This window comes from Cytobacillus sp. ABV4_503 (genome assembly GCF_056158445.1).
Map to the genome: position 1 here is coordinate 4,721,347 of NZ_JBSWTH010000001.1, position 15,435 is coordinate 4,736,781.

The following is a 15,435-nucleotide window of genomic DNA, read 5'->3' on the forward strand; positions in this document are numbered from 1 at the left end:
AGCGCTATTAGCGTCTAAACGAATCGTCCTTTTTTAAGGAGCCCAAAAAGTATTCTACAAGCCCTGAAACGAAAAGTCAAGATTATAAATCTTCTTCGTCTTCGTCAGCGTCGAGGTCATCTTCCTCAAGCTCTTCGTCCTCATCGCCGAGGTCGTATTCTTCATCTTTATCGATTATATCATCATCGTCTTCGAAGTCATCATCATCATCAAGATCATCGTCATCGTCGAGAAGATCGTCATCATCGTCTTCTGTCAGATCATCATCATCGAATCCGTCGATATCGTCGTAATCGATATCCTCTTCATCAAGCTCATCATAATCTTCAAGATCGAGATCATCGTCATCCTTTTTCTTCGCCTTTTTCTTCTTTGGCTTGATTACGGTAACGATTTCTTCTTCATATTGGTCAACTGGATACCATGAACGAAGGCCCCAGCGGTTATCGCCCAATCCGATAAAATGGCCATCTATATTTAAATCTGTATAGAACTGTGCAATTTTCCCTTTAACTTGTTCCTCTGAAAGGTTCATAAGTTTAGCCACTTCATTCATAATGTCATTAAAGGCCATTGGTTCTTTTTTGCTTGTTAGAAGCTCATAAGCCACTTCAATCAATGACATTTCCTGTAATTCTTCTTTTGAGAACTGTTCCAAACTCAATATCAGCACTTCCTTTCCTATGTAAACGCTCATTCTGCAGCGCAAATCACTAACTATTTAAGCTGAAGTTCCGCAGCTGTCCGTAAATGCATTAGGACAGCCTGCAAGAAGGCATATTCTTCATTATAAACAAATTTTTACGGTTTATGCCAGTTATATCTGCTGTTCTGCGTATTTTTATGCGATTTATTTTTGATTTTAACTATCTTAATAGGGCTTTGAATGATGTCCGTTAATTTCCGCTACGGGCACTTGCTTTCCGCGGGGAGGAACAGAGCTCCTCGGCTTCGCCTGCGGGGTCTCCCGATGACCCGCATCTCCCGCAGGACATTGAATAAGCTTCCTCGAATGAACACCGCACGAAGGAAATGCAACAGCATTTTCGAGGATCAAGTGCCCTCCGCTCCAATCAACAGGGTGCTGACTACACGTTTTTTACTATCACTGCCGAATCAAAAATGCCTTCACTTTTTGAATACGAGTGTTCGGATAAATTAATGTAACACATAAAGCTAATCTGCCCTTTTTCTCCTCCTGCGCTTTAACGGGCGATCCCATTTTTTATAGGCGAGCCAGGTGAAGTAGATGGAGAGCAGATAGAATGCAATGGCTCCCAGCTGTTTTCCATATAAGAAGTAGACTCCTGCAGCAGCTGCAAGGATGGCTATGTAGAGCAAGATTTTTTTCATTTTTTCACATCCTCAGGTTCCCCGAAGTGCAATGCTATGTATTGATTCCATTATATAGGATATGGATGTATTTTATATTAATTCTATGTTAAATAATAGTGCAGAAAACAAGGGCCTGCTGCTGCAGGCCCTGTTAATCCATTTGGTTTTTACATATTCCGCCGGTACTGTCCGCCTACTTCGTATAGCGCACGGGTGATTTGGCCGAGGCTTGCCGCTTTGACGGTTTCCATCAGCGCGGCGAAAATGTTGCCGCCGCTGACTGCTGTTTCCTTCAACTGTTTCAGTGCCTCTTCCGATTTGTCTTTGTTGCGTTCCTGGAAGCTGCGCAGGTTGCGAATTTGCGTTTCTTTTTCTTCCTTCGTTGCCCTTGCAAGCTCCATGTTGTTCATTTCATCCTCTGATGGAGGATTAGGATTCAAGTAAGTGTTGACTCCGATTATTGGAAGCTCTCCAGTATGCTTTTTCATTTCATAGTACATGGACTCATCCTGAATTTTGCCGCGCTGATATTGAGTTTCCATGGCACCGAGAACGCCGCCGCGGTCATTGATGCGTTCAAACTCTCTCAGTACCTGTTCTTCCACAAGATCTGTCAGCTCATCCACGATAAAGGCGCCCTGAAGCGGGTTTTCATTTTTCGACAAGCCATGCTCTTTTGTAATAATCATCTGGATGGCCATTGCACGGCGGACAGATTCTTCTGTCGGTGTCGTGATGGCTTCATCATACGCATTGGTATGAAGCGAGTTACAGTTATCCTGAAGCGCCATTAATGCCTGCAGCGTTGTGCGGATATCGTTAAAATCAATTTCCTGTGCATGCAGAGAGCGCCCTGAAGTCTGGATATGGTACTTCAGCTTCTGGCTTCTTTCATTTGCGCCATACTTATCTCTCATAACCGTTGCCCAGATGCGGCGCGCCACACGCCCAAGGACTGTATACTCCGGATCAAGTCCGTTGGAGAAGAAGAATGAAAGGTTTGGTGCAAAATCATTGATGTTCATGCCTCTGCTCAAATAGTACTCAACATAGGTGAAGCCATTTGCCAGTGTAAAGGCAAGCTGAGAAATCGGGTTTGCACCCGCTTCTGCGATATGGTAGCCGGAAATCGAAACAGAGTAATAATTGCGGACTTTATGGTCGATAAAGTACTGCTGAATATCTCCCATCATCCTCAAAGCAAATTCCGTAGAGAAGATACAAGTATTCTGCCCCTGATCTTCTTTTAAAATGTCAGCCTGAACCGTCCCGCGGACAGTCTGCAGCGTGTTCGCCCTGACTTCTGTGAATTCCTCAGGTGTCAGCACGCGGCCAAGCTCCTGCTCTTTTACTTCAATCTGCTGTTCGATTGCCGTATTCATGAACATTGCCAAAATGATCGGTGCCGGCCCATTAATCGTCATCGATACAGATGTAGATGGATGGCACAAATCAAATCCGGCATAAAGCTTCTTCATATCATCCAGTGTACAGATGCTGACTCCGCTTTCCCCGACTTTTCCGTAAATGTCCGGGCGGTAGTCAGGATCCTCCCCATATAAGGTTACAGAATCAAATGCTGTGCTCAGGCGCTTTGCGGCATCATCTTTGGACAGGTAATGGAAGCGGCGGTTTGTCCGTTCAGGCGTACCCTCTCCGGCAAACTGTCTCTTCGGATCTTCACCCTCGCGTTTGAATGGGAAAACACCAGCTGTATAAGGGAATGAACCCGGCACGTTTTCTCTGTATACCCAGCGGATGATTTCTCCGTAATCCTTGTACTTAGGCAGTGCCACTTTTGGAATGGACAGCCCGGATAAGCTTTTTGTTTTTAAAACCGTCACGATTTCTTTATCGCGGATTTTCGTCACAAATTGTTCGCCTGAGTATTTTTCCTTCAGATCATCCCAGCCTGCAAGAATGTTCTTTGTTTCAGCAGTCAGCTTCTCTTCTGCCGCTGATTTAATGCCTTCAAGAGAAGCAATGACTTCTTCATTTCCTTCTTGTTCTTTTACAGCAAGCAGAGCCCCTTCCAGCTGGAACAGTTTGCGGGCGAGATCGGCCTGCTCCTCGGCTTTCTTGTGATAGCCGCGGACTGTTTCAGAAACTTCGCGCAGATAATAGCGCTGTTCATTCGGAATAATCACATTCTGCTTCTCAACTTTTGCACTTTTTGTAAAACTTGTCTTCCAGTCTGTGCCTTCTTTTTCATTAATCGTTTCCACAAGTGCAGCAAACACCGCATTTGTGCCAGGATCATTGAACTGGCTGGCAATGGTTCCGTAGACAGGCATGTCTTCCAGCTCTTTTTCAAATAGCATCCGGCTGCGCTGGTACTGCTTTTGCACCTGGCGCATCGCATCCTCTGAACCTTTGCGCTCAAATTTATTAATGACAATTAAGTCTGCATAATCGATCATATCTATTTTTTCAAGTTGGGAAGGCGCACCGAATTCGCTTGTCATGACATACATCGAAGCATCACAAATTTCCGCAATGCCGGCATCCCCCTGCCCGATTCCGCTAGTTTCCACAATAATCAGGTCAAAGCCCGCTGCTTTGACAACTGATATCGCATCCTGAATCGCAAGCGATAGCTCGCTGCGGGAATTTCTTGTTGCCAGGCTTCGCATATACACTCGCGGATTAAAGATAGCGTTCATGCGGATACGGTCGCCAAGAAGTGCACCACCCGTTTTTTGTTTTGTCGGGTCAACAGAAAGAATCGCAACTTTTTTCTCCGGAATTTCATTTATGAAGCGGCGGATCAGCTCGTCTGTCAGCGAGCTTTTTCCGGCACCGCCTGTACCCGTAATTCCCACAACAGGAACCTGCTTTTCGAGGGACTTCACTTTCTCCATGACCGGCTCAAGCGATGCTGCCGCTTCTTTGCCTACGGTTACCTGATGCTCAGCCAGTGTAATGAGCTTGGCAATCGCATTCGTTTCCCCATCCTGAAGCTTTTCAATCTGCTCGGATGCTTCAGCTGTAAACGTAGGGAAATCACACTCCTTGATCATTTGGTCTATCATCCCCTGGAGGCCGTATTGGCGGCCGTCTTCCGGAGAAAAAATCCTCGCGATTCCGTAGTCATGCAATTCTTTGATTTCCTTCGGGATAATGACACCGCCCCCTCCGCCATAAATGCGGATGTGGGATGCGCCTCGCTCCTTCAAAAGGTCATACATATATTTGAAGTACTCTACATGCCCTCCCTGATAAGAGGAAATAGCGATGCCCTGCACATCTTCCTGTATCGCAGCATTTACGACTTCCTCCACAGAACGGTTATGCCCGAGGTGGATGACCTCTGCACCGCTTGCCTGAATGATGCGGCGCATAATATTAATGGAAGCATCATGTCCGTCAAATAGACTGGAAGCGGTCACGAAACGAATATGATTTTTCGGCTTATAGACTTCTGGATTGCTCATCGTTCTCCCCCTTGTCCGTAAGCGCAGACACTAGTGCTGCTGATGCCTGCGCGCTATTATTAAGCGTTTTCCGATACTCTGCCCGGATCCTTTATTCCTTGAAAAAGGAGATTGGTCTGCAGCTGGATATATTCATCGATGCTGTACATTTTCTGCAGCGACCAGCGGCGGAAAGCCCACATTTGCCCCTGGACAAAGATGTTATGGGCTATCATTTTGATTTTCTCCTCCGGCAGCTCCAGTTCCCCGTTCTCAACGCAAAGTGTAATGACATGCTCGAACATGCCGACCATTTCAATTTCTTTTTTCAGAACATATGGAAGCGCGTCCTTTGTCAGCGCCTTTACTTCCTGGTACATGACGAGCACTTCATCCTGCATTTCATCGACCACTTTGAAATAGTCTGCGATGCCCTGCTTTAGGCTATCAAGCGTGCCCTGCTTCGTATCAAGACCTTTTTGAAGCCGCTCGGCGACCTGGTCATAAATGCTGTCACAAACCAGATATAGGACGTCTTCCTTCGTCCGGATGTATTCATACAGCGTTCCAATGCTAAAACCAGATGCCTTTGCGATCTCTCTAGTTGTTGTACGATGGAACCCTTTTTGGATAAAAAGGGTGACGGCACCTTTAATCATCTGATCACGTCTTTTTTTGACAAGACGCTCATCTTTAACAGAAGCCTGCACTTCCCGTTTTTTCATTGTTATCTACCGCCTCCCCCAGTAAGACATATTATTTTGTTACCATACGAGAGATTACAAGACGCTGGATTTCCTGTGTGCCTTCGTAGATTTGCGTAATTTTGGCGTCGCGCATGAAGCGCTCTACCGGATAATCCTTTGTATATCCGTAGCCGCCAAAGATTTGAACGGCATCTGTTGTCACTTTCATGGCTGTGTCACCGGCAAGGAGTTTGGACATGGCGGATTCTTTTCCGTATGGAAGTCCTTCTGATTCCAGCCATGCAGCCTGGTACGTTAATAGTCTTGAAGCTTCAATGCTTGTGGCCATGTCTGCCAGCTTAAATCCGATTCCCTGCTGGGCAGCTATCGGCTTGCCGAACTGCTGGCGTTCTTTTGCATACTCCACGGAAGCATCAAGCGCGCCCTGGGCAATTCCGACAGCCTGGGCAGCGATGCCGTTCCGGCCGCCGTCAAGTGTCATCATGGCAATTTTGAAGCCTTCCCCTACATTGCCCAGCACGTTCTCAACCGGAACCTTGCACTCTTCGAAAATGATTTCAGTTGTAGGTGAGGAACGGATACCCAATTTCTTTTCCTTCTTGCCGACAGAAAAGCCTTCAAAGCCGGACTCTACGATAAAGGCTGTTGTTCCTTTATGCTTGGAAGCTGGATCTGTCAGGGCAAACACGACATAGATATCTGCAATTCCGCCGTTTGTGATGAAAATTTTGCTGCCGTTTAAGACGTAATGATCGCCTTCAAGACGTGCTGTCGTTCTCATTCCGCCGGCATCAGAACCGCTGCCCGGCTCAGTAAGTCCGTATGCGCCGATTTTTTCACCTTGTGCCATCGGCTTTAAGTACTTTTGCTTTTGCTCTTCGTTTCCGAACTTGAAGATCGGCCAGCCTGCAAGGGAAGTATGTGCAGAAAGAGTTACACCTGTAGAGGCACATACTCTGGATAGCTCTTCAACTGCGATGCAATAAGCCAGGTAATCACTGCCGATTCCGCCGTACTCTTCAGGCCACGGAATCCCTGTTAAGCCAAGCTCCGCCATTTTGTCGAAAATCTCTCTGTCAAAGCGCTCTTCTTCATCGCGCTCAGCAGCAGTCGGCGCCACTTCATTCCTGGCAAAATCGCGCACCATTTTTCTGATCATTTCATGCTCTTCACTCAATTGGAAATTCATTGTTGGTCCCTCTCTTTATATGGATTCGTTGATTTTTTTATAAAAAGGCTGCTTTACAGCTGTTTGCTGATGACAATCCGCTGAATTTCGCTTGTGCCTTCATAGATTTCGGTAATTTTAGCATCACGGAAGTAGCGCTCAACCGGGTAGTCTTCTGTGTAGCCGTAGCCGCCGAATACCTGGATGGCTTCTGTTGTTACGTCCACTGCCGTTTTGGATGCAAACAGCTTTGCCATAGAGGCTTCAAGTCCGCACTTGATGCCGCGCTGGCGCATGTCTGCTGCGCGATAGATTAATAGTTTTGCAGCTTCAACGCCTGTTGCCATGTCTGCCAGCTTAAATCCGACGCCTTGCTGAGCGGCGATTGGTTTGCCGAACTGTACACGTTCCTTTGCATAGCTTGCGGCTGCTTCAAAGGCCGCTTCTGCGATTCCAAGTGCCTGTGAAGCAATCCCGATTCGTCCGGCATCCAGATTAGCCATCGCAATCTTGAAGCCCTCTCCTTCATTACCGAGGAGATTTTCAGCCGGAACCCGCATATCTTCAAATGTCAGCTGCAGCGTTCTTGAGCCGTGCAGTCCCATTTTGTGCTCATCTTTTCCAAATACAAGGCCTGGCGTATCTTTCTCTACAATAAAGGCGGAGATGCCTTTGCTGCCAAGCTCCGGATTTGTGGATGCAAATACAATATATACATCTGCTTCACCGGCATTCGTAATAAACACTTTTGAGCCATTGATGACATAATGGTCTCCATCTTTTACCGCACGGGATTTCAGGCTTCCCGCATCTGAGCCTGCGCTCGGTTCAGTAAGGCAAAAAGCTCCGAGATACTCGCCTGAAGCAAGCTTCGGAATATATTTCTGCTTCTGCTCTTCCGTACCGAAGTAAAGGATTGGGTTTGTTCCTACTGATGTGTGGACGGATAAAATAACGCCAACTGTCGCACTTATGCGGGACAGTTCATGGATGGCGATAATGTAAGAAGTAAAATCCATTTCGGATCCGCCGTATTTTTCAGGAATCGGAATTCCCATCAGGCCAAGCCCGCCCATTTTGCGGAGAATCTCCCTTGGAAAATCGCCCTGCTCCATTTTTTCTACAAAAGGGGCAATCTCCGTCTGCGCAAAATCACGCACCATTTTTCTCATCATTTCCTGTTCTTCTGTAAATCTCAGGTTCATTTGTATACCCTCCGATGCTGCCTGGCTCTATTTTAGCCGGCTCCTGTGATTATTTTTCGTAAACGTAGAAGCCTCTGCCTGTCTTCTTGCCAAGCCAGCCGGCTTTTACATATTTTCTTAACAGCGGGCACGGACGGTATTTATCATCGCCAAAGCCCTCATGCAGGGTTTCCATAATATACAGGCACGTGTCCAGGCCAATGAAGTCAGCCAAAGTCAGCGGTCCCATTGGATGGTTCATGCCAAGCTTCATCACTTCATCAATTGCCTCTTTTGACGCTACCCCTTCATAAAGCGTGAAGATTGCTTCATTGATCATCGGCATCAGGATGCGGTTGGATACGAATCCAGGAAAGTCATTCACTTCTACAGGCACTTTTTTAAGCGTCTTTGTGATGTCTTCAATTGTTTGATACACTTCGTCTGCTGTCGCAAGGCCACGGATGATTTCTACTAGCTTCATCACTGGCACCGGGTTCATAAAATGCATGCCGATGACTTTTTCCGGCCGTTTTGTCGCAGCTGCGATTTCTGTGATAGGAAGAGACGATGTATTGCTCGCCAGGATTGTATGCTCTGGTGCAATTTCATCCAGCTGGCTGAAGATTTTTGTTTTGATTTCCATGTTTTCAACGGCTGCTTCGATAACGAGCTCAACTTTTTTTGCATCCTGCAGATCGGTTGAAGCGGTTACATTTTTAAGCACTGTTTCCATCTCTTCCGCTGTCATGCGCTCTTTTTCCACCTGGCGGGAAAGATTATTTTTAATCACGCTAAGGCCGCGTTCAACAAAATCTGGATTTAGGTCGTTTAAGATGACGCTGTAGCCTGCCTGCGCACAAACCTGAGCGATTCCTGAACCCATTTGTCCAGCACCGATTACCATAATGTTTTTTACATTCATTTTTGTATCCTCCGTTCTTGGGCTTTGGCCGGTAAATTGTTAATTTGGTCCGAATAGATGATCAGCTGCCTCTATCGTTTTTCATTTTGGCCGGTATTTCTGCTGATTTGGCCGGTAAATGTCTGTTCAGTCCTGCGATTTATCCGTTTGGCCGTTAAATTGATTATTTTGGCCGTAAAAATCCTAATTCCGGCCAATAAGTGATTAGTTGCATCTATCTCTCGGCCGGTAAAACGATGCTTTTCCGGCTGCACCCGCCGTCCCAAAAACAGATTACTGCTTCGGAACCTCAATCATCACCGCATCGCCCTGGCCGCCTCCGCTGCAGATGGCCGCAATGCCGATTCCGCCTCCTTGGCGCTTCAGTTCATGCATCAGCGTTAGAATGATTCTCGCTCCGCTTGCGCCGATTGGGTGGCCCAGAGCAACGGCACCGCCGTTTACATTCACTTTTTCTTCATCAAGGCCGGCAATTTTTCCGCTTGTTAAAGCAACAGCCGCAAATGCTTCGTTAATTTCAAATAGATCAATTTCTTCCAGGGTTTTTCCTGTCTTTTTCAAAAGAGCATTAATGACAAGGCCAGGAGTTTGCGGGAAATCCTTGGCTTCCACTGCAAGCGCTGTATGGCCTAGAATATAAGCTTCCGGCTTTTTGCCTTCGCGTTCCGCACGCTCTTCGCTCATCAATACTAATGCTGCTGCTCCGTCGTTAACGCCAGGCGCATTCCCGGCAGTGATCGTTCCATCGGAGTTAAAAACTGACCCCAGCTTAGCAAGCTTTTCCAGGGAAGTATCTTTGCGCGGAGACTCATCCTTGGAGACAACGACTGGGTCACCCTTTCGCTGCGGCACTTCCACAGGCACGATTTCCTCTGCCAATTTGCCGGATTCCATTGCTGCAATGGCACGTTCATGGCTTCTTAGCGCCCAGTTGTCCTGCTCTTCTCGGCTGATTTCAAACGCTTTAGCTGTCGAGTTTCCATACGTGCCCATATGGACGCCTGTAAAGCTGCAGCTCAAACCGTCATGAACCATTAAGTCTTTAACAGTGGAATCACCCATGCGCAGGCCCCAGCGCGCTTTCGGTAAAATGTATGGCGCATTGCTCATGGACTCCATGCCGCCGGCCACGATGACTTCCTCGTCACCCGCCCGGATGATCTGATCTCCTAAAGTGACACTTCGCATACCGGATGCACAAACTTTATTGATCGTTTCCGTTTTCACTTCCCACGGCAAGCCGGCCTTTTGCGCAGCCTGGCGTGAAGGAATCTGGCCCTGACCTCCCTGGAGGACGGTTCCGAGAATCACTTCATCTACATCCTCTGGATTGACGCCGGCACGGTTCAGTGCTTCTTTTACTGCAAATCCGCCAAGGTCAGAAGCTGTAAAGCTGCTAAGCGCTCCGGCAAATTTTCCAAAAGGTGTTCTTACTCCGCTAAGAATTACGGTTTTCCCCATAAAGAATCGCTCCTTTGTACTATTAATTTAAAATGTTCGAAAAATTGATTAGAAAAAAATTGGGTCTCTGAAGCTGTTCTGGCTGAAGTTAAATGTTTGTGAAGGTGCTTTAGTTGACTGAACGCTCGCTCGAAAAGACCGCGAAACAAAGGGATTTACCCGATCTTCAGTCACCCAGCAGAATTGTAAGCGCTTTATTATTTTCTATTTTACTAGAAAAATAGCAGAAATTGAAACACTTTACACAAAATTCTGGTAAAAACATTTTTCGTCAAAATGCTTTAGCTGAAATTTGCTTCAGTGCTTCAATTTCCACTTTCAATATGTTAGGATGCTAAGTTCTGGCTTTCACCTATAACAGACTTTTCGAGAATTTCGGCAACATCGTACGTATGAACCTGTTCTTCCACTTCTTTTGCTTTCGTGCCATCTGACAGCATCGTTAGGCAGTATGGACATCCGGAGCTGATCACGGATGGATTCACTGCAAGTGCCTGCTCGGTGCGTGAGACGTTGATGCGGTGTCCTGTTTCCTCTTCCATCCACATCAAGCCGCCGCCCGCTCCGCAGCACATGCCGGTTTCGCGGTTTCTTTCCATTTCCACAAGCTTAACGCCCGGAATGCTCTTAAGGATTTCACGCGGAGGATCGTACACCTCGTTGTAGCGTCCAAGATAACAGGAATCATGGAATGTGATCGTTTCTTCTACAGCATATTGCGGCTTCAGCTTGCCTTCTTCTACAAGCTGGGCAAGCACTTCAGTATGATGATAAACCTCTGCCTCTAATCCGAAATCCGGATACTCATTTTTGAAAATGTTGTAGGCATGAGGGTCAATCGTTACGATCTTCTTCACTTCATTTTTCTCAAACTCTTCAATATTCTTTGTAGCAAGCTCCTGGAATAAGAACTCGTTTCCAAGGCGTCTTGGTGTATCACCAGAGTTCTTTTCCTTGTTTCCGAGGATAGCGAACTTAACGCCTGCTTCATTCATGAGTTTCGCAAAGGAAAGAGCGATCTTTTGGCTGCGGTTATCGTAAGATCCCATGGAGCCAACCCAGAATAGGTATTCAAACTCTTCTCCTGCCTTTTTCATTTCCTTCACTGTCGGCACATGAACATCTTCGCGTGCTTCTCTCCAGTCTTCGCGCTCCTTGCGGTTCAGTCCCCAAGGATTGCCCTGGCGCTCGATATTGGTCATGGCACGCTGTGCATCAGCATCCATTTTACCCTCAGTTAAAACAAGGTAGCGGCGGAGGTCAATGATTTTATCCACATGTTCATTCATAACCGGGCATTGGTCTTCACAATTGCGGCAAGTCGTACAAGCCCAGATTTCTTCTTCTGTGATGACTTCCCCGATCAGGCTTGGGCTGTAAGCAAGGCCCGCAGCTGCTTCTTCTGCACCCTGGCCGGCAGCTGCAAGGGCAAGCTGATTGCCTTTCGTATTTGAAAAAGCGAATGTCGGCACCCAGGGCTGCTTCGAAGTGACAACAGCACCGTGATTGGTTAAATGGTCACGCAATTTCAGGATTAAATCCATTGGCGAAAGCATTTTTCCCGTGCCGGTTGCCGGACACATATTGGTACAGCGTCCGCATTCCACACATGCATAGAAATCGATCATCTGATGCTGTGTAAAATCTTCAATCTTTCCGACACCAAAGCTTTCCTGTGATTCATCTTCAAAGTCGATTGCCTTTAATTTCCCCGGATTATCCAGTCGGTTGAAATATACGTTGGCCGGTCCGGCGATTAAGTGAGCGTGCTTGGATTGCGGCACATACACAAGGAAAGCAAGCAGGAATACTAAGTGAATCCACCATGAGATGTAAAACACAACAATTGAAGCCGTTTCACCCATCCATGAGAATGCACCGGCTATCATGGAAGCAACCGGCTCTGTCCAGGTTCCTTCATGGCCATGCCAAATCATGCCCATTCCATTGCCAAGCAGTACGGAAAGCATGAGCCCTCCGATAAAAATAAGTACGAGACCTGATTTAAATCCACGTTTTAAGCGGACAAGCTTTTCCACATAACGGCGGTAGAAAGCCCAGATTACCGCAACAAGGATCATAAGGGTCACAATTTCCTGGAAAAAGGTGAAGCCAGGATATAACGGGCCCAGCGGCAAATGCGCACCTGGCTTAATTCCCTTGATAATAAAATCGATTGCTCCAAATTGGACAAGAATGAAGCCGTAGAAAAACATCACGTGGATGATACCGCTTTTCTTATCCTTTAAAAGCTTTTTCTGGCCAAATACGTTGACCCAGATCTTCTCAAGGCGTTCTTTCACCTTGCCGTCAAACTCCACCTTTTTGCCAAGCTTGATATATTCAATCCGCGTCTTCACAACATAGACAAACAGGCTAATAGCGTAAGCGGTTACAAGAAGAAATGCAATTAAGTTGATCCATAATAAACCGTTCATAGGCATGGTGCTCCTTTCTTCGTCTTAGAAAATTTTAAAAACAATATAATTTTCTGAATTTAATCTTACTTCCATTATATTATGAATGAGCATTCAGTCAACCATTTTTCGTTAAACTTGTTCGAAAAATTTTTATTATTTACATTTATTAAATTCTTTTTAAAGGTGAAAAGTCCTCCCCTTTTGGGAAGATTCCATGATAGAAAAATCTCTGCAGGAAATACTAACAGGAAAATCCTGTCGAGAGGAAGATTGCATTGACTGTCTGGAATATCATTATGGTCGTTTTACTCGTCATCTTCTTGTGGCTCTATATTGATTTTACACTGGGCCGGAAAAGCCATATGAAAAAGCTTGAGCGGACCACCCTGCCCATCAGGCAGTCTGATATGGAATTGTTTGCAGACGGGCCTGCTTTGTTTGATGATTTATTCTCCGAGCTTAAGAAGGCCCAAAAGCATATCCATATTTTATTTTATATTGTGAAGGATGATAAAATCAGCAAGGAGTTTTTAACTATTTTAAAGGGTAAAGCAAAAGAAGGAGTGGAAGTCCGTCTTTTGCTTGATTGGGCCGGAAGCTTTCCTGTTAAAAGAAAGACTGTTAAGGATCTAAAAAGCAGCGGCATTAAGTTTTCGTTTGCCCATGTGCCAAAGCTGCCTTTTCTCTTCTATTCTTTTCAGGCCAGGAACCACCGGAAAATTACCGTTATTGACGGAAAGGTCGGTTACAGCGGCGGCTTCAATATCGGCAAAGAATACATCAATCAGGACAAAAAGCTGAACCCCTGGCGTGACTATCATTTGAAATTCCACGGTGAAGGGGTACAGGATCTGCAAAGAGAGTTCCTGATTGATTGGTATAAAGCAGCGAAGACTGACCTGCTCGCAAACAGCATCTATTTTCCTGAGCTGCATGCAGGAGAATACCGCCATCAGTTAGCGTCTTATAAAGGGGCTTTTTTAGAAGAAAGCTTCTCCTCTTTAATACGCAATGCGAAAAAGAGCATTACGATTGGGACCCCCTATTTTATTCCGGGCAAAAGGCTTTTTCAGGACTTAATTCATGCCCTGGAACGCGGCGTTACAGTAAAAATACTCGTCCCATGCATCACGGATCATATTCTTGTAAAAGAGGCCTCTTATCTTTACTTAAGGACCTTGATTAAACAAGGTGCTTACGTGTATGAGTACAAAAAGGGCTTTTACCATGCAAAGGCGATTATTATCGATAATGAAATCAGTGATGTCGGAACAGCCAATTTTGATAAGCGGAGCCTGTTCTTAAATTATGAAATCAATTGCTTTATTTATGACAAAGAGTTCATTAAGCAGATCCAAGCTGTTGTAGACAAAGACATACTAAATGCAAAGAGATTGACGCTAAAAGAATTAAACCGGCTGGATCCTTTACGGACTTTCAAGGAAATGCTTGCCCGGTCTGTGGCAGGCTTTCTGTAGTGGATACCAGCATAAAGAAGGTGCTGCAAAGTGAAAATCAGACTGGGATATGTTTCCCATGCCATCAGCTTGTGGGAGGCATCTCCTGCGAGAACGTTAACGTTTACGCGCTATCAGCAAATGCCTGAGGAAGAAAGGCTTGACAAGCTGAAGGCCGTCACAGCGGTGAATCTGCAAAGTACGTTAAGAATGCTTTATTTTAATATCGCCCATGAAATCCAGCTATATCGGCTTTCAAGCTCAATCGTGCCCCTGGCCACACACCCGGAGGTTTTATGGGATTTTGTCACACCCTTTAAGGATAAATGGCTGGAAATCGGTGAATTAATTAAGAAACATGGGCTCCGCGTCAGCTTTCATCCCAATCAGTTCACCCTGTTCACATCTCCGCGCGAGGATGTGACCCGAAATGCAGTCAAAGATATGGAATACCATTACCGGATGTTCGCGGCCATGGGCGTTGAAAACGAAAGCATCATTAATATTCATATTGGCGGGGCTTACGGGGACAAGCTCACGACCATCCGCCGTTTCCATAAAAATCTCCAAATGCTGCCGTCTCATATTAAAGAGCAAATGACACTCGAGAATGATGACAAAACCTATAACGCGGATGAAACTCTCCTGGCCTGCCAGAAAGAAAACATCCCCCTTGTGTTCGATTATCACCACCATATGGCGAACCTCGGTACCCGCCCCCTGGATGAGCTTCTCCCAGAGATTTTTCAGACATGGGAAAAAACAGGACTCAAGCCGAAAATCCACATCTCCTCGCCCAAATCGGAAAAAGCCTTCCGGTCCCATGCCGACTATGTTGACATTGATTTTATCAGACCGCTTCTCGATCTCCTGAAAACCTTTAATCGAGATATCGATTTCATGATTGAAGCTAAAGCAAAAGATAAGGCTGCTCTTAAGCTGACAGAGGATATCAGCAGCATTCGCGGGGTGAAAAGGATTGGCGGGGCGGAGGTAGAATGGAAATAAGAAAAGCGGAGGCGCCTTGCTCACGAAGGAACGCAGACTAAGAACGCCACGTCCTGTGGCAACGTCTGCATGACCCCCATCCTGGGGGCCTCAAGCACAAGACGAGCCTCACGGAAAGGCGTTCTTTGCCTTTTTGAGAGGATTGTAAGAAATGTGGAGGCGACTGCCCAGGGACGACAAGCATAAGACGTGCCCTTCCAGAAGGTGTTCTTTCCTTCTGGAAGGGATCGACTTATGTCTCGAGTCCCTAGGAGCCGCAACTAGACAGGCTTGTGACCTCGAGGGGGTAGGCGCCGCAGCTAGACAGTTATCTAATTCCGAAGTTTGTCATTCGTAATGGAAGGCGTTCCATGGCGG

12 protein-coding genes are annotated in these 15,435 nt (G+C 46.3%); 2 read left to right on the forward strand and 10 right to left on the reverse strand.

The window, feature by feature from the left end:
• Positions 1 to 82 precede the first annotated feature (82 nt).
• From rpoE to ACXAD1_RS23585, 10 genes are all read right to left on the reverse strand, one after another.
• Entirely contained in the window at positions 83 to 664 is a 582-nt protein-coding gene (rpoE, locus tag ACXAD1_RS23540; RefSeq protein ID WP_370221887.1) for a DNA-directed RNA polymerase subunit delta, read from the reverse strand.
• A gap of 512 nt (positions 665 to 1,176) precedes the next feature.
• Positions 1,177 to 1,353, reverse strand: a complete 177-nt coding sequence (locus tag ACXAD1_RS23545; protein WP_206840794.1) for a hypothetical protein — start codon at positions 1,351 to 1,353, stop codon at positions 1,177 to 1,179.
• 149 nt (positions 1,354 to 1,502) lie between these two features.
• Positions 1,503 to 4,769, reverse strand: coding sequence for a fused isobutyryl-CoA mutase/GTPase IcmF (gene icmF / locus ACXAD1_RS23550; protein ID WP_474911188.1), 3,267 nt, complete (start codon positions 4,767 to 4,769; stop codon positions 1,503 to 1,505).
• Positions 4,770 to 4,828: 59 nt separating this feature from the next.
• Positions 4,829 to 5,473, reverse strand: a complete 645-nt coding sequence (locus tag ACXAD1_RS23555; protein ID WP_206840799.1) for a TetR/AcrR family transcriptional regulator — start codon at positions 5,471 to 5,473, stop codon at positions 4,829 to 4,831.
• Between the two features lie 31 nt (positions 5,474 to 5,504).
• On the reverse strand, positions 5,505 to 6,644 hold the full coding sequence (locus ACXAD1_RS23560; RefSeq protein WP_206840801.1) for an acyl-CoA dehydrogenase: 1,140 nt from the start codon (positions 6,642 to 6,644) through the stop codon (positions 5,505 to 5,507).
• A gap of 53 nt (positions 6,645 to 6,697) precedes the next feature.
• Complete coding sequence (locus ACXAD1_RS23565; protein WP_206840803.1) at positions 6,698 to 7,828, reverse strand: acyl-CoA dehydrogenase; 1,131 nt, start codon at positions 7,826 to 7,828, stop codon at positions 6,698 to 6,700.
• 49 nt (positions 7,829 to 7,877) lie between these two features.
• Positions 7,878 to 8,732 carry a 3-hydroxybutyryl-CoA dehydrogenase gene (locus tag ACXAD1_RS23570; protein WP_474911189.1) on the reverse strand — a complete coding sequence of 285 codons (855 nt, stop codon included), beginning with the start codon at positions 8,730 to 8,732 and terminating at the stop codon, positions 7,878 to 7,880.
• A 71-nt stretch (positions 8,733 to 8,803) separates the two neighbouring features.
• On the reverse strand, positions 8,804 to 8,998 hold the full coding sequence (locus tag ACXAD1_RS23575; protein ID WP_474911190.1) for a hypothetical protein: 195 nt from the start codon (positions 8,996 to 8,998) through the stop codon (positions 8,804 to 8,806).
• A gap of 7 nt (positions 8,999 to 9,005) precedes the next feature.
• A complete protein-coding gene (locus ACXAD1_RS23580) occupies positions 9,006 to 10,193 on the reverse strand; it encodes an acetyl-CoA C-acetyltransferase (protein WP_370221893.1) in 1,188 nt (395 codons plus the stop codon).
• Between the two features lie 326 nt (positions 10,194 to 10,519).
• On the reverse strand, positions 10,520 to 12,631 hold the full coding sequence (locus ACXAD1_RS23585) for a (Fe-S)-binding protein (protein WP_474911191.1): 2,112 nt from the start codon (positions 12,629 to 12,631) through the stop codon (positions 10,520 to 10,522).
• Between the two features lie 278 nt (positions 12,632 to 12,909).
• On the opposite strand from ACXAD1_RS23585, the gene cls reads away from it, so the two are divergent.
• Both cls and uvsE read left to right on the forward strand, forming a co-directional pair.
• Positions 12,910 to 14,091 (forward strand): cardiolipin synthase, encoded by a 1,182-nt coding sequence (gene cls / locus ACXAD1_RS23590; protein WP_474911352.1) that lies wholly within the window; start codon positions 12,910 to 12,912, stop codon positions 14,089 to 14,091.
• 30 nt (positions 14,092 to 14,121) lie between these two features.
• Positions 14,122 to 15,078 (forward strand): UV DNA damage repair endonuclease UvsE, encoded by a 957-nt coding sequence (uvsE, locus tag ACXAD1_RS23595; protein WP_206840811.1) that lies wholly within the window; start codon positions 14,122 to 14,124, stop codon positions 15,076 to 15,078.
• The last annotated feature ends 357 nt before the right edge of the window (positions 15,079 to 15,435 follow it).